Annotated in this window: 12 protein-coding genes; 2 read left to right on the plus strand and 10 right to left on the minus strand. The window is 54.9% G+C overall.

Going from position 1 to position 26,256, the window contains the following annotated elements:
* Nucleotides 1-175 precede the first annotated feature (175 nt).
* From JUE67_RS03290 to JUE67_RS03325, 8 genes are all read right to left on the minus strand, one after another.
* Nucleotides 176-3,238 carry an alpha-mannosidase gene (locus tag JUE67_RS03290; RefSeq protein ID WP_203628453.1) on the minus strand — a complete coding sequence of 1,021 codons (3,063 nt, stop codon included), beginning with the start codon at nucleotides 3,236-3,238 and terminating at the stop codon, nucleotides 176-178.
* 321 nt (nucleotides 3,239-3,559) lie between these two features.
* Complete coding sequence (locus tag JUE67_RS03295; RefSeq protein WP_203628454.1) at nucleotides 3,560-5,032, minus strand: ABC transporter substrate-binding protein; 1,473 nt, start codon at nucleotides 5,030-5,032, stop codon at nucleotides 3,560-3,562.
* Nucleotides 5,033-5,111: 79 nt separating this feature from the next.
* Nucleotides 5,112-6,029: a carbohydrate ABC transporter permease gene (locus tag JUE67_RS03300; protein WP_203628455.1), complete on the minus strand. Its 918-nt coding sequence runs from the start codon at nucleotides 6,027-6,029 to the stop codon at nucleotides 5,112-5,114.
* A gap of 16 nt (nucleotides 6,030-6,045) precedes the next feature.
* Nucleotides 6,046-7,026, minus strand: a complete 981-nt coding sequence (locus JUE67_RS03305; RefSeq protein WP_225877956.1) for an ABC transporter permease — start codon at nucleotides 7,024-7,026, stop codon at nucleotides 6,046-6,048.
* A 198-nt stretch (nucleotides 7,027-7,224) separates the two neighbouring features.
* The gene (locus JUE67_RS03310) at nucleotides 7,225-7,830 is read right to left on the minus strand and encodes a YesL family protein (protein ID WP_203628456.1); all 606 of its coding nucleotides are present in this window, start codon (nucleotides 7,828-7,830) and stop codon (nucleotides 7,225-7,227) included.
* An 884-nt stretch (nucleotides 7,831-8,714) separates the two neighbouring features.
* Nucleotides 8,715-10,571: a family 20 glycosylhydrolase gene (locus tag JUE67_RS03315; protein WP_203628457.1), complete on the minus strand. Its 1,857-nt coding sequence runs from the start codon at nucleotides 10,569-10,571 to the stop codon at nucleotides 8,715-8,717.
* A 131-nt stretch (nucleotides 10,572-10,702) separates the two neighbouring features.
* Nucleotides 10,703-13,378, minus strand: coding sequence for an alpha-mannosidase (locus tag JUE67_RS03320; protein ID WP_203628458.1), 2,676 nt, complete (start codon nucleotides 13,376-13,378; stop codon nucleotides 10,703-10,705).
* A gap of 340 nt (nucleotides 13,379-13,718) precedes the next feature.
* Nucleotides 13,719-14,999 (minus strand): glycoside hydrolase family 125 protein, encoded by a 1,281-nt coding sequence (locus JUE67_RS03325; RefSeq protein ID WP_373300944.1) that lies wholly within the window; start codon nucleotides 14,997-14,999, stop codon nucleotides 13,719-13,721.
* Nucleotides 15,000-15,122: 123 nt separating this feature from the next.
* On the opposite strand from JUE67_RS03325, the gene JUE67_RS03330 reads away from it, so the two are divergent.
* Entirely contained in the window at nucleotides 15,123-16,181 is a 1,059-nt protein-coding gene (locus JUE67_RS03330; RefSeq protein ID WP_203628460.1) for a GntR family transcriptional regulator, read from the plus strand.
* 506 nt (nucleotides 16,182-16,687) lie between these two features.
* Complete coding sequence (locus tag JUE67_RS03335; protein WP_203628461.1) at nucleotides 16,688-18,772, plus strand: GH92 family glycosyl hydrolase; 2,085 nt, start codon at nucleotides 16,688-16,690, stop codon at nucleotides 18,770-18,772.
* 189 nt (nucleotides 18,773-18,961) lie between these two features.
* On the opposite strand, the gene JUE67_RS03340 is transcribed toward JUE67_RS03335, so the two are convergent.
* Both JUE67_RS03340 and JUE67_RS03345 read right to left on the minus strand, forming a co-directional pair.
* Nucleotides 18,962-21,967, minus strand: coding sequence for a KxYKxGKxW signal peptide domain-containing protein (locus JUE67_RS03340; protein ID WP_203628464.1), 3,006 nt, complete (start codon nucleotides 21,965-21,967; stop codon nucleotides 18,962-18,964).
* A gap of 392 nt (nucleotides 21,968-22,359) precedes the next feature.
* Entirely contained in the window at nucleotides 22,360-25,704 is a 3,345-nt protein-coding gene (locus tag JUE67_RS03345) for a mucin-binding protein (RefSeq protein WP_203636971.1), read from the minus strand.
* Nucleotides 25,705-26,256: the final 552 nt, after the last annotated feature.

Consider the following 26,256-nt stretch of genomic DNA (forward strand, 5'->3'; position numbering starts at 1 on the left):
ATTTCGCGGCGGAGCCCGTCTTTTGAGCGTGCAGTCAAAACGTGTTTCTTCTATTTAAATTGGGATGCAGCGCAGGGGTGAGGCACCTAGCTGTCTCGTGTGCCAGATGGCTGAGTACGCCATCTGACCCTCGAGCCAAGTTACCCGCCCCACCATCCCGCGGGCCTCCGCATCCTTACTTGAAAGTAACTTTGACTGTCTGTATTTCAAATGGCTTAAACGGCACGGTCACCGACCGACCGTCTTCGCTGATGGTCAGTGGGGTCTGCTCATTTTCCAGCAGGTCGCAGATGGCGGCGCTGGCCAGCGGTTTGGCAAAGGTCCAGGTCGCCTGGCTTGCGGCGTCTGCGAACTCATAGCCGCGCAGGATGGTGGCATCGCTGTCCTCGGCGACTTTGATGGTATCGATCAGGACGTCATCCTTGTCGCAGGTGACAAACGGTGCGGTCTCGCTGGCCGCATAGCCAGGCCAAACGATCGGCTGGTTGTTCAGCGCCAGCGCAGCCTGCATCGTGCCCGCTTGGACCCAGTCGCCGGCATGCGGCATCAAGGTGTAGGTGAAATGATCCGCGCCTGTGTCGGCTTCCGGATCCGGCATCGTCGGGCAGCGGTGCAGCGACAGGCCGAGATGCTGATAGGCGGCATCATAGCCGTACTTCGCGTCGGTCAAAATACTCAGGCCATAGCCGCGATCGGAGAGATCCGCCCACAGCTGGGCCGGTACCTCGAATTTGGCCTGTTCCCAGGATGTATTCTTGTTGACCGGCCGTTTGAGGGTCCCGAACTGAATGTCATACGTCGCATTGTCGGCGTTCACATCCACCGCATTTTCGCTGCGCAACAGCATGTGGTCGTCGTGCCAGTCGAGGTCCGTTTCAACCGCAATCTGCGTGGTGCCATGCGTGAAGTGCCAGCGCTGGTCGATCAGCGACTGGCCGAAGCGACGAACGATGTGCAGGATATCCTCCAGCGGGCCGCGGCTTTCGATCGTTGCGCTGACGACCTCGCTGACCGGCCAGGACTTCGCGTGATACGTGCTGTCGATATTCCAGGCGTCGTATTCCGTCGGCAGATCCTGGTAGACGACGAGTTCATTGAGCTTGCCGCCCGCCGGCACGACCTCGCGCCCGGCGTGTTTGTCGATCAGGCTGGTGATGGCAAAATTCGCATCGAACGTGACCGCTAGATCCGCGGTCTCAAACGACGTCCCAAGAGGCTCTTCTGCTGGCAGGGCCGCGGCCGCTTCAGTGCCAGTCGTGATCGTCGTCATGGAAAATGGGGCGGCGGCTGGTACCCGCACCAGCGCCCTTGCGTCGGCCAGATGCTGCACCGGCAGCGGCTTGCCCGCCACGCTGGCCGTTTGCGTCAGGCTCAGCGGTAAGACCACATCCATGTCGCGCGTCTCGCCCAGTGGGTTGTACAGCGTGATGGCATCCGTCTGGGCGGTCAGGTGATCCGTCGCAACAGCGGCCAGGATCTTGTCCAGCTCAGCAAAGCCCTTGGCGTAATCCTTGTCCGTTTGATCGTAGACTTCTTTGATCGAACTGCCAGGCAAAACGTCGTGGAACTGGTTCATCATGGTGCGCTCCCAAATGTCATCGAGCGTTTCGTGATGGGCGGCCGCTCCCGGCACCGTGGCCAACAGCTTCTCGGTGGCGGACAAAAGCGCCTCAATGGCCCGGTTGTTGTGTTTATTTTTCGCAAGGCTTGTGAAGACGCCGCGGTGGAACTCGAAATACATTTCCCCCATCCAGGTCGGCACTTCGCCGGGATGTTCGGCGAGCTGCGCGGCCAGGTGGTCAAAGTATTCGGCCGCGCCGGCGTTTTTGATGCGCGGCATGCCGGCAATGCCCTGCTTGAACCGCTTGAGGTATTCCATCATCTCGGCAGTCGGGCCACCCCCGCCATCGCCCCAGCCGTATGCGACCAAAACGGAGTCGGAGACGTCTTTTTGCCGGTACTTGTCCCAGGTCTTCTTGAGGACGTTCGGGGTGACGAGGCCGGAATAGGTGGAGTACCACTCGTTGAGGCTCCAGAATTCGGAGATGGTGTTGATGATGTGGGCAACGACTTTGGATCCATCGATGCCTTGCCAGTAAAAACTGGTGTCCGGCCAGATATTCGTATCGTTCCAGGCGAGCTTGGTGGTCATGAAATAATCCACGCCGGCCTTTTTCATGATCTGCGGCAAGGCGCCGGTATAGCCAAACGCATCCGGCAGCCAGAGCACGCGCGAGTCGAGGTCAAATTCCTTCTTGAAGAACCGCTTGCCGTACAAGATCTGGCGGACCAGCGACTCCCCGGATGGCAGGTTGGTGTCAGGCTCGACCCACATGGCCCCCTCTGGCTCCCAGCGGCCGTCCTTGACCGCCTGCTTGATCTGGGCATACTCCTCGGGGTATTTTTCCTTGATCCACTTGTAGAGCTGCGGTGAGCTGTGCATGAACTGAAAATCGGGATACTGCTTCATCAGATTCAGCACGGTCGCCCAGCTGCGGTTGGCCTTTTCAACGGTCTGGCGAATCGGCCACAGCCACGCCATATCGATATGCGTGTGCCCGATGGCGTAGATCGTCCCGTTTTTCGCATCCGGCGCCTCGTCGAGTTGGCTGTGCAGGAGGTCAGACGCCTGGCGCAAGCTCTGCTCGTAGTCATCCGAATACGGCGCGCGCAGGTCGACAAGATTGGCCGCCGCCTCCAGCGCGCGGTGGTAGCGATTGTCCAAATTATCGTCGCTGTCGACATTTTGCCAGCAGCCCAGATACGTCATGAAGTCAAAATAGGTCGTCCAGCTCTGTTCATCCAGCCAAAACGCCTCGATGTCGACGGGGAACTGCTTGTCGTCGCGCCCAGCATAGATCTGCAGGCGCAGGTTGATCTGATCGTTGACCACCCAGCTCGGCTCAACGCGCGTGGTGCGGTGATTGACGTCCAAGCCTTGGACCAACTCATCGCCGATAAATAATTTCATCTGCGGATTACGACTATTGTCATCGTTGTACCCGCGCGTCGCGATCGACAGCGCATAATGGCGGCTTGCATCGTAATCGGGCAGCGGCACCGTGGCGGTCATATCGTAATTACCATCGGCCTTGCCAAAATAGTCCCCGGCATGATAGTCGCGGGTGGGCATATCGCCGCCAACCGTTGCCTTGGAAAAAGGATAATGTGCGCGCTGAATGTTGTCCTTCAACGCTTCCGCGATGCGGGAGATTCGTTTAAAACTCGCTTCGTTCATACATTGCCTCCAGGAATATGGAAAATTGAGATGTGTGTGATGTGTGGGTAGTGGTTATAGGTTTGGAAAGTGCGGTATGCGGGACGGTTTCAGGGCCGGATCGTCTAGCCGACCGACCATCCCGCGAGCCTCCGCACCCTTTTCTTAGTCGGGCTCCGCCGAGCAGGTCTGAGACGTCTAGCTGGCGTGGGCACTCGAGGCGAAGTGCGCCTCAAGCGCCCACGCCAGACTAGCCGCTCAGACCTAAGCGCTCGGCTCCGCACCCTCAAAAAAAGGCACCGATGTCAGCCATCGATACCTTTTGATTAGGGAGGCACTTAGTTACTTGCTTGCAAGGAAGGCGTCATACTGCTTTTGCAGGGACTTTTGCACTTTATCCCAGCCGGCAGCCTTGAGTTCCTTGTCCATCTGTTTAACGGTCGTTGTCGGATCGGCAGTCCCGGTGTTCAGAATGTCAGCGTACTTGCTCATGACGTTCGAAACGTTGGTCAGCTCGGTCTTCACATCATCCGTTGTCGGGTTGAAGCCCAGCGTTGCGGAGTCCTTGGCAGACTTGATGGAGCTGTCGCGGGTCGCAATATCGTCAGGTGTGATGTTGGACTTGGTGTAAAGCAGACGGTTGTTACCAGTCAGCCATGCGCCAAGCGCCTTGGTTGCATCGTAGCCTTTAAGCGTTTCGATCTGGCCGTTGTCCTTGTTCGTGAACTTCCACTGCTGGCCTTCAACACCCCATACCAGGATGTTTTCAAGCTTCTTATCAGTGTTGATCGCGTTCATGACCTGCATGGCTTCCTTCTTGTGGTTGGAAGTCTTGCTCATGACATAAACGGCCATCTGTGCATCAGAAGTCTGCTTGTAGGCATCGGTGAACTTGTTGACAATGATGTCCTTGCCATTCGCCGCCGTCTTCAACGCATTGTTACCATAGTCGAATGGGCCGACCGTCTGGTTCTGAACGAACCAAGTGTCATCCGCCGCATTGTATGTGGTGGATGAGGTCGCGGCATCCTTTGGCAGGTAGCCGGCTTGGTAATACTTGTGCAGCGTCTTCATGTCGTCCATCATTTCCTTGGTGTCATACTGGTTGACGACCTTGGTGGACTTGCCCGAAGCGTCGATCGCAAATGGGAAGTTGTTCCCCAGCGGATAAGACATTGCCTTCAGGGAGATACGTGCACCCTTGACCAGTGGGAAGGCCACGACGTTCGGGTTCTTTTCGTGGAATTCCTTCAAAACTGGCTCGAGTGACTGATACGAATCAACTTTGGAGACGTCGATGCCGTACTTCTTGGTGAAGGTCGGGTTAAAGACGAAAGCCTGCTGAGAAAAGACGTTGGCGTTGGTTGGGAAACCATAGATCTTGCCATCGACTTTGACACCTTGCCAGTACGCAGGATCGATCGCGTCATAAGCTTCCTTGGCGTTGTCCTTGATCAATGAGGTCAAGTCCTGGAAAACACCTTTGGACGCATTGGCTGCGTAGTCCTGAGAAAAGGCCAAGTCATAGGACTCACCAGAAGTGACCATAACGTTGAACTTCTGGCCATAATCGCCCCAGTCGATCTGCTTGATCTTCAGTTCGATGTTCGGATACTTCTTTTGAAGTTCCTTGTTCGCGGCGGCCATCAGCTTTGTTTCGTTCTGAATGCCACTGCCTGGTTGGATCATCGTCACAACGGTCTTGCTGCTGCTTCCCCCGTTGCTGCTACTGCTACCGTTGCTACCGCAAGCTGCCAGCAAAATGGCACTGGCCGAAGCGGCGGCGATCATCAAAACACGCTTAGAATAATGCATGAATGAACCCCTCCGTGGATTTATTTAAAACTGGACAAACTTTTCATAACGCCTGGAACACAAGATTAGGTAAAACGGATCAGCCCTTGACCCCGCCAATGGTCATACCCTTGACGAAGTACTTCTGGAAGAATGGGTAGGTCAATGCAATTGGCAAGGTCGCCACAACTACGACCGCGAACTGCATGGATTCCGTTGGGAGCTGGGATGCGATCTGGGCAGCGCCGCCCTGAGCGGCTTGCTGCGACAAGATCTGAATGTTGTTTTGAATTTTGACCAGCAAGTACTGCAACGGAATGATGTTGCTGGAACTCGTATACAACAGGGCGTTGAACCAATCGTTCCAGTAGCTGAGCGTCGTGAACAAGGAAATGGTCGCGATGCCAGGTACCGCAAGCGGCACAACAATGCTGCGGAAGGTGCGGAACTCGGATGCCCCATCCATCCGGGCACTTTCGATGATCGCCTCAGGAACGCTGGTCTTGAAGAACGTCCGCATGATCAAAACGTTCCAGACTGAGAAGCTCATCGGCAAGATCAAGGCCCAGATATTATCTGACAGGTTCAACATCTTGGTGACAACCAAGTAAGTCGGCACCATGCCAGGTGTGAACAGCATGGAGATCAGGGCAAAAACGGTAAAGAACCGAGCAAAGTGGAAGTTCGGCCGGGAGATCGCATACGCGTAGGTCGAAACGAACGTGGAGTTGATGATGGTCCCGACGATGGTGACAAACAAGGTGACACCCAGGGACGTCATGAGCTGACCGCCCATGCTGCCGAGGTATTCATAAGCGCCAAACGACCAGTGTTTTGGCCAGAATTGGTAGCCATACAAGGTGATGTCGCTTTCCTTGGTCAGTGACAAAACAACGATGAACAGGAATGGTGCCACACAGCTGATCGCAAAGAGGGCTAAGAAAATGTTGAAGAACACGTTGGTTCCGTAGCTAAATTTGCGAATCTCTTCTGAAGTAATGTGCCTTTTTTTCCGCAAAACGTGTCCCTCCCCTCTAGAACAATGCGGCGTCTGGCTGACGCTTGCGAACGATCAAGTTGGTGATGATGATCAGCGCGGCCCCGACAACGGACTGAACCAGCCCTGCGGCGGTCGACATGCCGATATCATTGGTGGTGGTCAACGCACGATAGATGTAAGTATCAAACGTCTGCGTGACGTTGATCAGCGTCCCGGATGTTCGTGGTAGCAAGTAGAACAGCCCGAAGTCGGAACGGAAGATCCCGCCGATGTTCAAGATCAGCATCAATGTCGCAACTGGCATGATATGTGGCAGTGTGACATTGCGGATCTGTTGCCACTTGTTGGCACCATCGATCATCGCGGCGTCATAGTATGACGGGTCGATCCCGCTGGCAGTGGCGAAGTAGAGAATACTGTTGTAGCCGATGCCCTTCCAAACACCCATAAAGATGATAATGAAAGGCCAGAACTGCGGCGCGTTGTAGAAGTCGATCGCGGTCCCACCGCCACCAGTGATCCAGTGGTTGATGATCCCTTTGTCCGTGCTCAGGAAGGCATAAACGAAGTATGCCAGGATGGCCCAAGACAAGAAGTACGGGAACAGCATCGATGTTTGATAAACGCGCAGCGCCCGGTGGTTACGCAACTGACTCATGACGATCCCAAAGAAGATCGCGAAGAAGAAATTTAATAGCAGGAATGTCAGACTGTACCCGACGGTGTTACGCAAGACCAGCATGAAATCCGCTGACTTGAAGAAAAATTCAAAGTTCTTGAACCCGACAAACGGACTGGTGAGCAGGCTCCAGAGGAACCCTTTTTCCGAATATTGGAAGTTCTGGAATGCGACGACGTTGGCAAACACTGGAATGTAGAAAAAGATGATCAGGAACAATGTCCCAGGCAAAACGAACAACAGATAGGTCTTGTTTTCGTTGACCTTTTGGAAAAAGTTCTTCTTCTTTTTCTTGGTCCGTACCGGTGCTTGTTCAATAGCGGCACTATTTTCCACGTTGACCCTCCCCCTTACTTAACTGATAACGGTTACATTGTAGAAAACGGTTGTTCCGATGCCAATATACATATTTAAGAGATTAGTGTCCAAATTAAAGTCTCGGAAGTTTCAAAAGTGTCGCAACCCGGAAACACAGGGCTTCGGCAGCCGCATTCGGGCAACAAAAAAACGGGCATCGCGGCCCGTTTCGGTGACTTACTTGACTTGTTTATCGACAAACTTGTACCACTTGGTCGACATGTACGAGGTCCAGACCAATACGCCTGGCACACTGAGAAACAGAATCAGGCCCGGCCATTTGGCACTGACCACAATGATGATGATCAGCCCTGCCCAAAACAGCAAGAGCCGCGGGAAACTGGCGAAAAATTGGCCCGCTGCCAGACGCAGCGCCGGTTTAAAGCTTACATCATAATGACTGTGCACCCCGTTCAGGAACAGCCAGAGACTGGCCACCAGAAGCAGTGCGAAAATGAGAATGAAGGTAATGACCAGCATCCAGATCACTTTAAGTTGCAAGGCGAGATAGAGGTTATACCCCAAAATCGCGCTGACCGCCGCAAAACCCCAGAATTCCAAGTTGGCTTGCTTGAACACTTTTTTATAAACGGCCCAGACATCTTTGAAATGATATTGCCGGTATTCCCACTGGTTCTGGTCGAACACCTCTGCGATCGTGCGATACGCCGGCCCGATGCCGAGCACGACCACCCCGCACAAGGTGAAGACCCAGAAGAAGAAGCTGAGCATCAGCAGGACATAGACTTTAATAAAAATATTTTGTGAGGCCTTCCCGATCACGAGCGGCACCATCCTTTATTTCGATTTGCCTTTCCAGTGTAGCACAGCCTTTCAAGTCCCCGAGCGAAAAAAATGCGGCGACCCCGCCAAATCGGTCCAAAGCCTGAGAGACAGATTCCCGCGTTGCAAGGCGTCACGCGTCGCGCACAAAAATGGCCGGTGCCAATTTCGAGGCAGCGTGCCGCCAACAGCCGCATCCTGTCCCACCATGTATATTTTGTTTTTATTTAGCCAAATGCGATGGTGGAAAATTCATTTCACGACGGGTTAATGGTCAAAATCAGGAAAACTGTTCATTATCGCAAAAATACTGAACAAATCATGTATAAACGTCAACCGTCGAGATCGGAATTTCAAATAATTCTTACGAATGTTGACAGAAATTCCCTTTAAAATCCGATTGACGTATCCGCTTACCGGGGTTATTATAATCTCGACACTGAGAGGCGTGGAGGAGCTGGCCACGAGTTCTCTCCCAGCGTCGGTCAGTCCGGCGGGAGACAACCCGCGACCCACCCCGAGCGACGCAATGACGGTTACCTGCAGTAAGGGGGTAACCCAAAGGGCTAAACGGACCCAGTGCTGAAAGGCACCGGAAAAATGTACCACCGCATTTCTAACTGAATAAGTTCCCTAACACCGACGGGAGGAATCTCGAAAATGAAGAGGGAAAGGGATCCAACCTAAAATTTGGCAGGTCGGAGGAGACTTCGGCCTGTTTGCTGTGCCCTCGAAACGGTGGCACCTGTGCACAAGCTGTTAAATCATCGAGAACCACCAAAAAGGCCTGGACAAGAATTTTTGTCCAGACCTTTTTGCGTTCAGTCAGAAACCGATTCGCAGCGCGGCAATTGCACGTCCTCAGGAAACACGGTCACAACAGACTAAAACGAGATCATATCCGCACTGACGATCTGCTTGTACAGTCCATGTCCGATCGGGCCGCTCGTCCACTTGTCCATCGGCAGTTTTGGCTCGGCGAGCTCCGCCAGGTCATCTTGACCAAGTTCCCACTGCTGCAGGCGCCAGATGACCGTGTCCGCGCGGGAGGCCTGGCCGCCGAGGCGGATGTCCAGGATCTCGTAGCCTTGGCCGCGGCGCTCATTGTGCCAGACAATGCGGGCGAGCGGCTGAAGCATGTCCAGCGCCTGCTTGAAGCCGGCGATCGCCGCGATGGCGGGATCCGCGTCACGATTTTCACCTGCAAGATCCAGGCTGGCGACGGCTTGCAGCGCCCGGGCCTTCGCCGCATCGGCGGTGGCCAAGGCCTTGAAGTAGGCAAAAAGCGGTTGGCTGGCTGGCGACGTTGGCGTGGTGGCCAGCGCCAGGGCGAGCTTGCTGTAATGGCCCACCAGATCAAACGGCTTGAGGTTCACCTGGTAGCGCTGCAGGAACAAGTCTTCATATAAAACGATCTTGCTTGGGTTCTCCGCGCTGAGGTTGTCCGGATTGGGCTCGATGTGGTCAAACTCATCCAACAGCATGTAGCTGGCCATGTCCTCGCCTTGCATCAGCTTGAACTGGCGCGCCAGATCCGCGTCGCTCACCGTTTCGTGATACGCGTATTCGACAAACGTCTGCAGGCCCAGCCACGCGGATTCAAACGGGGTCTCGGCGCCGTCGTCGAACCACATCGTCGCAACGACTTCCTTGACGCCAGTCTCGCGCGAGCCGGTCATCCCCGCCCGCACGCTTTGCAGCATCTTTTGTTGATGCGGCGCCATGCCGCCCCAGGTCCACAAGCCGCCCGCATACACCACCGGCTTTTTCAGCTCGAAATGCTGCTTGAGGCGGGTCACATAGGTCTGGACGTCTTCGTGGTAATAATCCCAGTACGCCTGGCCGACATCCGGCATCGCATCCGCGAATTCCTTGGAAAAATGGACAGTCTCGTCGTACATTTCGTGCTTCGGACTCGCCGCGGTGAACCAGAAGTCACTCCACATGTAAGGCCGCAGATGCAGCTCGCGGCACAGGCCATCGACGGTCTTGATGTGCTTGGACAACAGGCTCAGCTGGTCCTCGTACCCGACCTTGATCAGCCGGTCCCCGGTGCCCAGCCCATACGCCTCGTCCATCCCAATGTGAATCTTCTTGGTCAAAAATGGGGCGCTGGCCGCCTTCAACAGGTGGCGCAAAAATTCGGTCGTTTCCGGCTTTTCCACCCAGAGCACTTCTGGCGTGTCCTTGATGTCCTGAAACGCGGTCCACTTCAACGCGTTTTGCAAATGGGCCAGGGTCTGAATCGCTGGCACCATCACCAACCCGAACTGATCGGCGTACAGCGCCAATTCATGCAGGTCAGCTTGGCTGTAGCGGCCGCGTTGCAGGCCAAAATACGGCTCTTCCGGCACTTCAAAACAGTCTTCCAGATACATCCAGGCTTCCGTGTAGCCGAGGCTGGCGAGCTTTTCGATAGTCCGGTGCCACTCGGGCATGGACAACACGCCATTGCGGGCGAGATCGATCATCGCGCCGACTTCGGTGAAGGCAGATTCTTCGTGCAGGTCAAACGTCGTCTCGGTTTGCGCATGCCCCAGCCACAAGGTGATCGCGCGCATCAGATCATGCACGGTGCCATACGTGATGTGGCCATATTCGCCATTGCGCGTCAGCGTCAGCCCGGTTTCGGCTTGCTCGACCGTGACCGTGGCCGCCACCGCGTCTGCGCCATGATGGCCGGCAATGATCAATGCGCCTTGTTCATATTTTGCGGGCAACCCGCGCCATTCAACACTCATCTTTATCTCCTTTTGGCAGACACCCCGCCTGCCCTGAGTCAATTTCGCAGACGCCCAAGCGCCCGCCGTCTTTTATTTGAAAACACCTAGCACAACGACAAACAGCCCCGCATCGCGAGGCTGCGTCCTGTTTACTTGAACTGATACGTCCGGATCTCGGCCGGGGCAAGCTCGCTGTTGACGGGCTTAGCAATCGCATCGCCGTCAAAATCAGCCAGCGTTGCGGCATCCTTGCCAGCGGCCAACACCGTCAGCGGCTGACTTTCGCCGGTCATGTTGTAGCCCCGCACGATCAATCCGTGGTCCTGGCTCATCTTCGTTGCGGTGACCGCAAACGCATCCCCTTCGATATCCAGATACGTGTTGCTTGGTGCCTTTTCGCCGGCATGCACGCCGGTCTGGCCAAAGATCACCGGAATCTGAGCCGCCCGGGCTGCCTGGTATGCGGCCAACTGCTCGGCTTCGCTGCCATCGGTGAAGGCCACCGACAGATCGGCATGGAAGTCGCCAAGGCACTGCGCTTCAGGCGTCGCGAAGTAGCCCCAGTCGCCCATTTCGCCCACGCAACGCAGGAAGGTGACCGCGATCTGACTGCCATCCGGCGTCACTTCGTATTCATTCAGGCCAAAGTTGCCGACGACCACGCCACGCGTGTCGTCATGCACCGTGGAAAAGGCCTGCTGGTGCTGCGGATTGGTCGGGTTCCGCCAGTTTTTGCCCACCTTGTTTGGCCGGGCCACAACTTCGAAGATCGACTCCGAGTCATTCGTTTCGCTGGTCAGATCCGTATTGAACAACGCGCGCAGCCGGTGATCCTTGAGCTGGTTATCGCCGGTCACGTGGATGGCGAGCTTGTTGCTATTCTCCGCGAGGGTCAAGGTCACATGAAGCGCCAGCGGCTGCAACTCACTGCCGCGCACACTCTTGCGGTTCGTGATGTCGATGACCGCCTCGCGCTCATAATCCAGGCTCGCGGCGGCGCGACTCGGCAGCTGGTAGGTCAAGGTGTAGGACAGCTGCGCCCCGGCCGCTGTCTGAACAGCCGCAACATCGGACAACGCCGCATCCTTCGCGGTGAAGGTCAACTTGTCGGCGCTTTGGCGGAAAATATATTCGTTCCCCATGTCACCGACGTCCTCAAAATCAACGGCGTCGCGGTATTCATGGCCAGTCGCCTGATCCGTCACGGTGACGGTGCCATCCGCCTCAAGCGTGACAGCGAGGCGGGCATTGCGGAGGGTCTGCCCATCGATCGAGACAGCCGCATCCAGGGCAGCTGCGCCTTCGATCACGGCAAAACTCTGCCAGCCAAATGGCCGCAGCGTGGCCGCCACATCAACATCCACATAAAGCGCCATGTATGGTTCGCGGAAGGTGCGATCCGGCAGATCATAGTTGAAGCGCGCATGCGGGTTGGTGATCTTTGCGGCGATTTTTTCGCCCACCGCATCGATGACGGTCAGCTCAGGCAGATTTTTGCCCAATTCGACCATCTTGTCGTACTGCGCTTGCGGGGCGCCGTCCTTGAAGTAGGCACGGGCGATCTCGACTTCGACCGTGGTGTCCTCATGCTTCTCGGCGCCACTCGTGTTGATCAGCACAAACGGATGGCTGTCAGCCGGGAAGTTGTGCGTGTCGAGGCTGTTGGTGAAGCTGGTCAGCGCGTGCTCGGACAGCACCTCGGCGACTTGTTGGGCGCCATGGAAGCGCGTCATCATCCGCTGGTGGACCGGATCCACGGAGCAACCGCAGATGCTGTCATGTGGATTGTTGCGAAGCTTCATTTTCCAGGCAAAATCGAGCCGGTCCTGATTTTCCGCCGTCGCTTCGCCGCCCAAATAAAGCAGTGGCTCCACCTGGTTCTCCAGCGTGCGCTCCGTCAGGGTGTTTTCCTGCTTCAGGTAAACGCGGCTGGACGCCGTATTGGCCAAGGTGTACCAGCCATCGGTCGCCTGAGACGTCAGCTCGCCTTCGATCGTCGAGAGATCCTTTGGCAGGTCCGCCTTCAGCGCCTTGATGTAATCCGGCCAGTTGGAGTGGATGAATTCGTAATCCGGGAAGAGTTTGTTGGCGACCTTGATCGCCTTGGTGACATCCATTTGAACCGGCTGGTGGTCGACGCCGTTCATGAACAACAGATCCGGCGTGGACGCGAATTTCTCGGCATCCGCCAGCTTCTTCGTCCAATAAACTTTGGCCTCGTCCTCATCCACCGGAATCTCGTTGCCGTTGGAGTACCAGTTGGCAAAAAGAATCCCGAGCACCTTGCTCTTGTCGGGGCCTTCCCACCACATTTCGGAGAACGTCGAATCGAATTTGCCCTGGCCGACCTGGTTGTTCAGGCCAGTTGGGGTGACGCCGCGGCCAAACGCCACGGTGTCGAGCTTGGACAGCTGCATCATCTGTGCCGTCTGCCCCATGTTGCCAAACGTATCCGGGAAGTAGCCAAGCGGCACCGGCTGGCTCCATTCGCTGGCCTGCTTTTTCCCATATTGCGTGTTACGGACGTTGGTCTCAGGCGAGATCAGAAAATCGTCCTGCAAAATATAGAATGGGCCGACCTTGAGTTTGCCTTCGCGGACATATTGCTCGAGCTCCTCGCGCTTTTCTGGGCGCACGGCCAAATAGTCATCCAAAATGATGGTCTGGCCATCGAGATGGAACGAGTTAAAATCCGGATCATGCTTGAACAGGTAAAACAGATCATCCATCAAGCTGATCAGGCGCATGTGGTGCTTTTCAAAGCCCATGTACCACTCACGATCCCAATGTGCATGCGAGACGATGAATACTTTCTTCTTTGCCATGATTGTTCCTCCTGTTAAGTTGGCACTGGGCAAAAGCTGGCTTGTCCCCAGTGCCAGTAATGTGTACGACTGTGACAGCAGTGTCGTAGGCCAACTGCCCGGGTCCGAGCAGCTAAGGCGCCAATCACCTGGTCCAAAGCCCGGACCTGGCGCTTGGCACACTTACCTGGCGGCCCCAAGCCCGACAGTTGTCCCGCTTCTATATAAATAACAAGTTGACAGACTCGTTTTGGTGAAAAATGGGTACAGAAACCAAAGCCGCTTTTATTCGCGCGGCTAAATCAAATGAAACGGGGTTCGAGAGATCAGTCACCTATCGTCATAGATAACAGGTCTCAGGTTACGCCTGCTTCACATGCAGATCGAAGTAGTCCATGACCAGCTCGCAGAACATCATGTTGGCCCAGGAGAACCATTCGCGGGAATACTGCGACGGATCTTCGACGTTGTAGCTTTCGTGCATCATCTTGGTGCCGGCCGTGGTCTGCGTCAGCAGGTCCAAGATCGCCGCCTTGTTTTCCTTGTCCGGATCCGTCAAGCCTTCGATCGCCTTGGCGATAGGCCAGATGTATTCCGGCAGGGTGTGCGGGGAGCCGAGCCCTGCGCCATATGTGCCGCTGTAGAAGTACGGGTTTTCCTTGCTTAAAATCGTCTTGCGGGTCGCCACATACACGGGATCCTCGCGATCGACCGCGCCGAGATACGGCAGCGCCAACAGGTTTGGCACATTGGCGTCATCCATCACGGTGGCGGTGCCGAGCCCATCGACTTCATAGGCATAGATCGCTTCGCCGGCCGCATTGGTGGTCTCGCCGTATTTGGCGACGCCGGCATCGATCTTTTGCGCCAGGAACGTGAAGCGCTCGCTTGGCTTGTGCAGGACATCCTTGTAGATCTCGGCAAGGTCGTTCAGGATCTCAACGGCAAACAGGTTCGCCGGCACCAGGTAGCCATATTCGCACCGGTCATCGCTTGGCCGGAAGCCGCTCCAGCTCATGCCAGTTTTCGCGACCGGGGTGCCGACGCCATTGGCCAAAATTGAGCCAGGATCCGCATCCGGGCGAACGAAGGAATACGGGGAATGCGCGTGGTCCTGTTCCGCAGTGATCGTCGTGAGGAGCCGCTCGATCGCCAGTTCAAAGGTCTGATTGAAATGGCTGGTGCGGCCCGTGTTTTTCCAGAAAAGATAGGCCAACTGGACCGGGTAGCACAGCGAATCCAGTTCGTACTTGCGCTCCCAGATCCACGGCGTCATCTGCGTCTTGTCGGTCTGCGCGCCGGCGTTGTTCGCCTCTTGGTTGAAGGCGTTGGCGTATGGGTCAAGCGCCATGTTGAAGAACTGGCGGTTGAGCACCTTTTCGATCACATCAGCCAGCTCCGGATCGTTTTGCGCGGGCACGAGGTACGGCCGCATCTGCGCGGTCGAGTCGCGTTGCCACATCGCCGGAATGTCGCCGGTCAAAACAAAGATGCGCTCGTCGCCATCTTTGACCAACGCGTGCTTCAAGGTGTCCGCATAAGTCAAGGCGAACGTCTCCGCCCAGGCTTTGTGGTCCTCGCCGCATTTGGCAACAATGTCGTCGATGAAGGCGCTGGCGCCTTTTGTCAAATAGTCTGTCATGTTACAGCTCCTTGGTATGTTTTTACCCTTGAAATATATCATGCAATGTGACAATATGGGCGTAACCGTTATCATTTTTCCAAAAAGTCGTCTTGTGACCTTATACCAACTGGAGCGATTCAATTGACCAAATACCAGGAACTCTTCGAAAAACTGAGAAAGGCGATTCTGCGCGGGGAGTATGCGCCAAACGCGCTACTGCCTAGCGAGAACGCGCTGGCGATTCGCTATCAAGTCAGCCGCATCACGACCAAACGCGCGCTGAATGAACTGGCCAAGGCGGATCTTATTTACCGTGTCCAGGGCAAGGGCAGCTTCGTCAAACCGCACACGACCACTGCGGTGCGCAAGCTCCTGCTCGTCCTGCCGTTTGCCAATGTCAAAATGGGCGATTACGCAGGCGCGATCTCGCGGGTGCTGCAAGGCACGACTTGGCAGCTTGAGACCATCACCAACCACCAGTTTCAGCGCATCGACTTGTACCATTTCAAGCGCGATTATGCCGGCGTCTTCTTTTATCCGCAAAACATGACCGAGGATCTGCCCACGCTGATCACCTTTTATCAGCTGCACATCCCCACCGTTGTGCTGGACGACAAACCCGGCGCGCTGGCCCTGCCAAGTGTCTCCTCGGACAATACCGGAGGCGGCGCCATGGCAGCCGCGCATTTGATGGCGCTGGGTCATCAGCGCATCGCCTTTTTCAGCCGCGTCCCGTTTTGGCGCGACTTTGTGGGCACCGTGCCGGAGCGCTTTTTCGGCTATCTGAACACGTACCATCCCCACACCCTGTTGCCAACGCAACAATTGTTGTGGTCCAAGGCGCTCGGCACCTTCACCTCGCCCAGCGAGATCGGCGCGTATCTGCGCCAGGAAAACATCACCGCCGTCATTGTTGGCAATGATGTGGAAGCCGTGAAGCTGTCGGTGGGCCTGACGCGCCAAGGCTGGCACCTGCCGCAGGAACTTGCGCTGGTGGGCTTTGACAACTTGGAGCTCGCCGCCACCAACGACCCGCCGCTGACCACGTTGACCCAGGATTTTGCCGAGATCGGCCGCCAAGCCGTGGACCTCATGCTGGCCCAGATCAACAATCCGGAAAAGGCGATCACCAAGCACGTCACTGTGCCGGTGCGCCTAGTCGTGCGGGATTCGACGGCCAAGTGCACGCCTGAGCCGTAGACCCGCGGTGCGTCCCTGTTGTGGGGAAACGCATGCCGCTTCCGGTGTGCCTCCGCTGAGCGCCACGTTCTGCTTCCGGTGCGTCCCTGGAAAATAGGGACCCGTCCTCATGCCATCTGACTGCCCCGATCCTCGCTGGCTTCCCAAACGCCTGAGCGAGCTTGGCCGCACCGGTGGCATGGTTGACCAAGGACGGTCCGAGCACCGCATTGTTTTGGTAGCGACCCGCCTTTTAAGGCCACTACTTTGACGGCGAGCCGCCTCTTTTGGCGCGCCACTTGCACCCGGCGAGACTCTCCCAAACGCCTGCGCCTCGTGCTTGTGGACGCGCCAACCGCCGATCGCCGCGCCGTGCCACATGCCGGCACGATCTTGCTTTGACCTTTTATATAGAAGAAACGCGCGCCCGCCAGCCAGCGGACCGCGCGCAAACGCACCAGCCTGCGTCACGCAATCATTCAAATCTAACTGTTAGGGCCCATTTATCTGGCCGGAAAGGAATTTCCATGTTTTCAGTTGATCAGATCGATACACGCACTGGCACAGCCAGTACCTACGAATTTTCCCATGGCAACACGCTGCCATTGACCGGCGTACCGTTTGGGATGAATTACCTCAGCGTGCAGACCACCCAGGCGGATACCCCGTGGTGGTTCGACCCGCACCAGACCGCGTTTGCCGGCCTGCGCATCACCCATCAGCCAAGCCCGTGGATCGGCGATTACCAGCACGTCCTGTTCACCCCGCTGAGTGGCGACGGCTTTGCCGAGACGCCGCTTCTGACATATGACCCCAAGGCTGCGACCTTTGCCCCACACCTCCTGCACCTGACCGAGCAGGGCCAACAGATCGCCATGACCGCCACAGCCGGCTTGACCGGCGGCGCGATTCGCCTGCATTCGCTGACCGGCACGACCTTGCGCCTGCGCATCACCTCGCCGAAAAGCGCGTACGTGAATACGGAAAATAATGTGATCACGCTGACCACCAGCAATTTTTCTGGCAGCGAAGATCCGGATTTCACCATGTGGCTGACGCTGACTGTTCCGGAAGGCCAGCCGCTGCCAACCGTTGAAGCGGCCGGCACCGACGCGACGGATCTTGTCTTCACCACCGCAACGGCCGAAGTGCGCTTTGCCACCTCGTTCTTGTCCGCGCAACAAGGCAAGTTGAACCTGTCGCGCCTGGCACAATTCTCCTTCGATGACCTCGTGGCGGTGCATCGCGAAGCTTGGCAGACCCATTTTGACCAGATCGAAGTCAGCGACCATCACGCGGACCGCGAAAATCTGTTTTACGCCAACTTCTACCGCGCGCTGCTGTTTCCGATGCGGTTCTACGAAGAAGATGCCAAGGGCGCGCCGCAGCATTACGACACCACCTCGAAAACCGTGCGGCCTGGCAAGCTTTTCACCAACATCGGCTTCTGGGATACTTACAAGAGCAGCTTCCCGCTGTACACCTTGCTCATGCCGGCGCAATACCACGACTTCCTGGAAGGCTGCCTGAACTCGTTCAAAGAGACCGGCTTCTTGCCGCGCTGGCTCAGCCCGGATGAACGCGGGATGATGCCTGGGACCATGGTCGATGCCGTAATCGCAGACGCCGCCGTTAAGGGCCAGGCCCAAGACCTCATGCCGCAGTTCCTCGAGGCCATGATCCACGGCGCCGAGACCATTTCCCACGATCCGAAATACGGACGCGAAGGCCTCGCCGAATACCTCGAGCTCGGGTACGTCCCGGCCGAGATTCACGAAAGCGTCAATAAGACCCTCGATTACGCCTATTCTGACTGGCTGATCAGCGTCGTCGCCACCAGCCTTGGAAAAACCGAGATCGCCGCGAAATACGCCAAGCGCTCGGAAAACTGGCGCAACGTGTTTGACCCAAGCGTTAAGCTCATGCACAGCAAGGACAAGGCCGGCCACTTCACCCCTGGCTTCGACGACCTCGCCTGGGGCAACGGCTTCACAGAAGGCGGCGCCTGGCAAAGCAGCTTCGCCGTGTACGAAGACCTGCCCGGCTTGATCGAAGCCACCGGCGGCAAGGACGCCTTTGTGGAAAATCTGCACAAAATGGTCAACCAGCCGGCAGTCTACCATGTCGGCAGTTATGGTGGCACCATTCACGAAATGCGAGAGCTCGCCGCCCAGCCATTTGGCCAGCTCGCCATTTCCAACCAGCCAAGTTTCCATCTGCCATATCTCTTCGCCATTGCGAGCGACTCCCACAGCACGGAACTCGTCGTGAAGCAGCTCTTACTGCACGCCTTTTCCACAGCGCCGGAAGGATATCCAGGCGATGAAGATAACGGCTCGATGGCCAGCTGGGTCCTCTGGTCCGGCCTCGGCTTCTACCCTGTGACGCCGGGCTCCGGCAAATACGTCCTTGGCGTGCCGTTCTTCGACCATGTCGCCATTCACCTGCCAAATGGCAACACGCTGACCCTGACGACCCCGAACAACCACGACGCATTGAACTTCGTGGGCGAACGGACGCTCAACGGCAAGCCGCTCAATGGCCCATTCATCTCCCATGCGGCGCTTGAAGCCGGCGGGGAAATGCGGACGACCTTGCAGCTGCTGGGTTAACTTGATTTGAAAATTGGAACGTCGCTTGCTGATGCAGGCGGCGTTTTTTTGATTCTGGAGGGGCAACGCGCCAGGCAGCCCCGTGTCCATCGGGTCGGACGCAAAAAATCGCAGAGGCGTCTAGTGCGCACCTCTGCGATCTTCGGATCATTCTAATTGATGCTCATAGTTGCGGTCAGCCCGCTGCAATCAGTCTTCCGCGTCGTGTTTGCGCTTGGCGCCAAAGCCAAACAGCAAACCGATCAGTGCCAGCCCACTCAATGCAATGGCTGGGTTCACGGCATCGCCAGTCTGTGGCAGGGACGGGTCGTTCTTGGTTGCGGCCTTCTTGCCAGCTTTGTTCGAGCCGGTCGCTTGGTCGCCCGTCGTTGTGCCAGTCCCCTTATCGCCAGTCTGATCACCGGTTTGGTCGCCGGTGCCGTTGGTGTTGGTGCCGGTTCCGTTATCGCCGGTATTGCCACCATTGCCGTTATTGCCGTTTCCACCATTATCGGTGCCGTCGCCGCCGTGATTGTCGACGATCGGGTTGCCATTGGCATCATAGCCGCTATCCGCCAATTCATCGACGGTTGTAGAGACACTGTCGCCATTTTCGGTAATGGTCTGACTGCTGGTCCCTTCATCTGGCACTTGTCCTTCTGGGTAGCCATCTGGGCCATAGCCCTGATCATGCAGGTCCGCCGGCGTCGTGGAGACGCTATCGCCATTTTGCTCGATTGTTTGCGAGCTTGTGCCTTCGTCTGGAACCTGACCTTCTGGATAACCGTCGGGGCCATAGCCTTGGTCGTGGAGGTCCGCCGGCGTTGTGGAGACGCTGTCGCCATTTTGCTCGATTGTTTGCGAGCTCGTGCCTTCATCTGGAACCTGGCCTTCTGGGTAGCCATCCGGGCCGTAGCCTTGGTCGTGGAGGTCCGCTGGCGTCGTGTAGACCCCGTCACCATTTTGCTCGCGGAAGGCAGTGCCCGTGTCCGGCAGCTGAGCCGCGTAATACGTGATCGTCGTGGTATCGGTCAGCGACTCGATCATCGCGGTTGGGTCCTGATCGAACGTCATCCCGTTCAGCGCGGAAAAATCGTTGGTGATCGTGCTGCCAAAATCAGGTAGATAGGTCGTGCCATCCCCAACGTTGATGATTGGGAAGGTCATGCCATCCAACACAGTCGGGTCGGTCGTCGAAACCGTATACTTGCCGGTGACGGCATCATAGGTGATCGTCCAGTTGATCGTCTCCGTCGTTGATTGTGGAAGCTTCGAGGCATCCACGTCATCCGTTGCGGCCACCACATCCGTCGTCAGGGTCTGAGTCACCGAGGTAATGGTCTTCTGGTGAACCAGGTGGACGGAGAAGCTCTGATTTGGGTTATACGAGTTATACGGCACACTGCCAGTATCCGCTTGGTCCGCCGCTAATTCATATCCTTCCGGAACGGTTGCCGTCCATGTTGGCGTATCGAAATAGGATTCGGAGCCAACAATTGTGCCATCATTGTCATCATCGACATAATTCAGGGTCGTGATGACGCGCTTCATCCCAAAATCGACTGAGCCATCGCTGTCCGGAATCGTGTATTCAAGCGTATTTCCATTGGCATAATAGTACCGATCTCGGGTGCCAGCACCATATGCCCCAAAAACAGCAAGATTCGTGCCCTGCACCGTGTACGTGCCGGTCGAGCCGCGCTTGCCAGTGATGGAATCCGTGCCGATCACCTTGTTGCCGTCATCCACATCCACATAATTGATCGTGAGCGTGATCAGCGGCAGACCATCGTCGTCATAGCCACTCGCATTGAGTTGATCCGTCGTGACCGAGGTCGGTGTTGGATCCACCTGTTCTTTGAACGCGGTGTAGTTGTAAGTGATCGTCTGTTCATTTGGCGCAGCCGCCAATGCCGCCGTTGGATCTTGGGTGAAGGTCTGCCCTACCTGATCCTCAGAGCTGCGCGTTGGGACCTCCGTTTGATCCGGCACATAGGTCACACCGTCGCCAACATCGATCGGATCCACTTTGAAGCTGTCGAAAACAGCATCATCACTCGTCAGCGTGTAGATTCCTGTGGCCTCGTCCTTGTCGATGGTCCATTTGATCGTTTGGACAACTGGGGAAGGAAGCTTGCTGGCGTCCACACCTTCGCCGGCCGCGAACTTAGTCGTAAACGTCTGGTCGTATTGGGTCACCGTGTGCTTGTGCTTGACGTGAATCGTGATGCCATCCATATCCGGGCTGAAGGTGATCGAGCCAGTGCCAGACTGGCCATCTGCAAGTTCATAGCCAGCTGGCAAGTTAGCGGTCCAATTGGTGGTTTGATCCGTGTAGCCTGTTAGCAATTGAGAGCCGATGACAGCCCCAGGATAGTCCGTGTTATCGTCATCCGCAAAATACAGGTATTCGTACTGCGTATCAGGTGTATACGTCACGGTTGTGGAATAATCCGCGGCACCCGGATTCTTTTGAATGTCTGCCGCAATATCTGCCTGGGTCTTGTCCGCTGTGTAGCCGTATACTTCCGGAATCTTGATCTGACTCGTTGTGTCCGTGTTATAGGTATACGAATGGATATCGCCAGTCGCCCGGCCAACCACCGTCGGCCAGGTACTCGAGATGTTGAGCGGGGCAATCTGCTTGTCGGCCGGAAGACCTGCGTAGTTCACCGTGATGTTGAGGGGACTGGTGTCGGTTTTAGTGTTCTCAACAAGAGGGAACGTAGCGGTGTAAGATCCACCAGCTTTGTCAGCTGGTACATTGATCGATATGTCGGGGGACCCGCTTGCATAGCTATATGCCTCAGGATCAATGGCCTCATTCGTTGAATACCCATACCCGCCAAAAACAACAAGATTGTCGCCCTGGGCCGTATAGCCAGCAGAAGTGCCTGCTTTTACATATCCAACAAGGTCATGTTCTACGACCTTATTACCATTCGTTGTATCGACATAGTCCACTGTTAGCTTGACCGCATCTGGATCATCAGCGGTGGTCAGCGACCCAGAAAAAGCTGCTGGAACGGTCACGGTTGGCGCATCATCACTCGCCACCTGCGTCTGCCCGTCATCGGCGCGCACGGTCTGCGTGTTGCCCGAGATGAACGCCGCGCCCGTCAGCAGGGCCAGCGTTGTCAGACCCGCTGCGACCCACTTGCGGCCGCTCTTATACAATTTAACGCGATAAGTTTTTTCATGATCAAGTTTTGTCATTCGATTGACCTCCCAAAAATCATTCCGACGTCAGTTCACAATTGCGTCCGTCTGCGCCTTCGCGACAAGTTCTTAGCCCCAACCACTGCGGCTCACTTGTTGCGTTGGTGCAGGCAGACATCACACAGGCCGGTGTCCCACGACTGGCCTGTGCGGCGTGCTTGACATTCGCGGGAGACCCACGAATGCCATACTTATACATGTGGGCTTGGTGCCCAAAGTTGCGTGCGAGAAATAGACCGTCGCATGATCGCGGTTTTCTGAATTCGAAACTCGCAAAAGCGTTTGACCGCTTCCACTAATTCAGCTCTCGAACCGTCATGAGAATATTTATTTCTCAACAAATGAAGCTTACCAGCAAAATTAGATTATTTTACTTCAGATATAAAAAACTACATTTCGAAAAATGAACTCCCTTCCAGTCCCGCGCTGTTGGGATTTGCCAATACGTGATTGAGGTGAATCGTGATGTGATCCGAATCGTCAGCAGTAATCGTGTAATTGACTGTTGAGCGCTGACCGGCCGCGAGTTTATAACCTGCCGGAAGTTTGGAATCGACGGTATAGGTACCCGTCGAATCGGTCAAGCCGCTGATAGTCTTGACTACGCCTCCTACCTGCTTCTTGGTTGCGTCGTCGAAATATGTGACCTCAAGACTTTCTTCGACCGGTGTATAGGTCACGGTGATTGTTTCATCTTTGAGATCGTCAGAATTTACGGCTTGTGGCTGTTCACTTGCGACTTCCGGTTTATCGACCTGATAGCCATCCAAGGTCGGCGAGATGAGCTCGTCATACTGGCCCTGAGGCGTCGCAAAAGTTTCACCGGTCACTTCATCGGTGACAGTGTTGTACTTAACTGTTTGCGTAACGCTGTTTGGAGTCTTGCTCTTGTCGCCGTTCTCGATCACATAATTGATTGTCCGGGTGGTATCAGTAGTCCCTTCCGTCAATACGTGATTGAGGTGAATCGTGATATCGTCCGAGTCGTCGGCCTCAAACTTGTAATCAACAGTTGATTCTTGCTTCTTCGCAAGCTTATAACCCGTTGGAAGATCAGATTTGACAGGATAGGTATCCGTCGAATCAGTTGGGCCGCTGAGGGTGGTCCTAAGATCTTTCAATTCTTTGCCCGTTGCATCGTCAATATACGTCACCTTAAGTAGTGACTCGACAGGTGTGTATGTGACCGTGACAACCTCATTTGCATTCAGGTCATCAACGGCGCTCGCTTGGGGTTGTTTGCTTGGCACTTCTGCCACATCAGCAGTATAGCCTGCAAGGTCTGGTGAGGTGACTTTATCGTATTGGCCCTGAGGCGTCGCAAAAGGCTTACCGGTCACTTCATCGGTGACAGTGTTGTAGGTAACTGTTTGCTTAACGCTCTCCGGGGTTTTGCTCTTGTCGCCGTTCTCGATCACATAGTTGATTGTCCGCGTAGTTGTCGTAGTGCCTTCAGATATCTTATGAGTTAGGTTCACGGTGAAGTCATCAGAATCATCCGCAGTCAGTACATAGGAAATCAGCTTTGCTTGGCCTTCAGCCAGGACATATCCAGAAGGTAATGTGACGATGTAATCACCCTGCTGGTCTGTTTTCCCCGAAATCGTCTTCTCCGATAATTGTTGCTGTAATGCGGTGTCAAAATAGGAGACCTTGAGCGCAACATCCTGCGCAGTGTAAGGTACTTCTACAGTCGTGTTACCTGCAGGAAAATTGGTCGGGACCTTCGAAGTATCGGCGGTATACCCCGGAAACATCGGCACAGTGTAATCACCGACAGGGGCATCGGTTGTACCAGTGATCACCTGATCAGCCGGCGTCTTGTCTGCTGGCAAACCTGTGTAGTGAATTGTTAACGTTGCTTGGTCCGCAGTGTAAGTAACAGTCTTTGTTTGATCAGTAGGCTCAACAGTCGTGGCCGTTGGGTTTTCAAATGAGACAGTCTTCTGGTCAGCGGTATACCCGTCGATCACCGGCGAATCAATCGAGTCAAGATTGCTGCCAATGGGTGCCCAGGTTTGAATACCAGTCACAAGATCAGTGTCGTGTGTCCACTCAACTGGTGTTGCTACATCTGCTGGCGTCTTATCTCCCGCGCCGGTATAGGTCACCTTATCAGTTGTCTTGAATGTGTCAGCCGTATGCTTGTGTTTCAGATGAATAGTGACGGGCTCACTGCCTTTATTGAGTTTCAGTGTCCCTGTTGTCTCTTGCCCATCAGCAAAAACATACTTCTCACTCGGCAGCATCGCGGTCCAATTGACTGTATCGTCCGGATCCCCTTTGACCGTCGTAGTGGTATCAACCTGCTTGCCACCTTCATCATCCCAGAAAACAAAATCTTGCGAGACTGCCTTTTGTAGATTGATGGTCACCTTTTGGCCGCTACCAAACGTGACCTGAGTGCCATCTTCATTGGTGTCGCCATCGCCCTCGACGCTGACCACCTTGTACTCTTTGCCAATGTATTCGTTATAGAGGTCGGCGTATTCCTTGCTTTCCTCCATCGTCGCGGTTTTCCCAAGCTGGCCAGGCAACTCGAGTGTCTTATCAGCGGTCGAATTATCGACGTCATGGAAAACAACCTGCGTCACCCCAACAGGCGCGTAGGTGAATCGATCAAGTACAAAGACCTGTTTATCATGCTCCTGCCCGGTCGAACCAGAAATGATAAACGAAACGGGTTTTGTGGTGCCATCGTCGTTGAAAAAGTCAGCAGGAACTGGCATCTCTTGAGTCCAGGACTGGCCATTAATTTTGTCGGTGACCTCTACAGAAAAGACACCACTATTATTGGTGGCATCGTAATGATATGAAGCATCGATGCTCAAATTAAACTTGATGGTGTTTGAAGAATTTCGTGTTGGTTTAGAAATATTGACAGCATGCTCACCAACGTTTCGACCGTTATTCTTGCGAGCATCGACAGGGCTTTCAGCTTTTCGATGGGTTGCCACGCCATTGAGTGTCGTGAGGGTGCCGCCGTTGCTGGAGGTAACAAAAGAGGTTTGCCCCTCTTCGGTGCCATCAAATTTATCCGCCGTATAGTTCGCGACTCCCGAGTGCATATCCTTGACCTTATCTGAAGAAACTGGCCCATTTGAGAAAGTATCCAGCTTCCACCCAAAGACATCTGGCAAAGACCCATTCGTTTTGTCCGAACTACTTAATCCGAGAGAGCCACCATCTGCCCCAACAGCGGTTGAATTGCCCGTATGAAAACCGAAGGCAAGACCATCCGCATCGTTTGCACCGGTGGTATTGGTCACAACAACATGGCCAACAAGTTCGAAATCATGACTCAGGTCAATTTTGTTTTTAAGAGTGACGTTACCTGACTGATTAGGTGTATCCGGCGTCACAAGAATCTGGGCTGAAGTGGAGTCTCCGACTCGGGAAACATCAACCTTGCTATCTGCTGTGTTCGACAGGAAGTTAGCATAAAAATTGTCATAGTTAACGTTGATCGCGGTCCCAGCCTCATCAACGAACGACTTCAGATTCTTCTCTGGTTCTCCCGGCATAACCGTATTTGACGTATTTAGATCCGTCGTCAAAGACGTATCCGGCTCACTTACATCCGTTGCCGCAGCCGCCGCGGTCACCGGTGCCGCACTTTGCGTCCCAACATACACGCCGGCCGTGCCGATGCCAAATAAGGCGATCCCGGCAACAAGCCATTTCCTGCCAGCTTTGTACATTTTAAAATGGACTTTCCTATCTCCGTTGCTCATCATTAGTCCCCCCGACTATGAATTTATTATGAGAGATAAAACAAAAAGCACCCCCATTTTCAGGGAGTGCTTTGAACAAAGCGCGGCAAATAAAGATCGCCGAGCTTATAAGATCGGCCGGTTATGCAGATCATCTCGCACAACTTACTCCGACCATCGTCAAAAGTCTTCCCCAAAAGGCTCTCATATTCAGCTAATATATCACCGCCAAATAATGTAGGCAAAATATTGGAAACTTGCATAAATGCAATAAATCATTTTACTTTTTAGAAAAGTGACGATTATCGGTTTTGCAAAAACGGAAAGCGCAAAATGGAACGCTTAGAAAGTCCTGAATATTCAATATAGTTGGTTACGAAGATGAATGAATTGAGCACTATGCGTTAGCAAAGAACAAAATAGAATATTTAAATTAACAATTTATTTTTAGATTTTTGTCTGTTAATTCACAGTCTCAACTTTTAACATAATTTACCCTGGATTATTCACCTCGGTATTTGGGACATGAAATCGCATCTGGCCGGTCTGAAAGCAACGTTTGGAGCGTTGCGA

Origin of the sequence: Lacticaseibacillus mingshuiensis (assembly GCF_016861785.1) — a bacterium.
GTDB classification, from domain to species: Bacteria; Bacillota; Bacilli; order Lactobacillales; family Lactobacillaceae; genus Lacticaseibacillus; species Lacticaseibacillus mingshuiensis.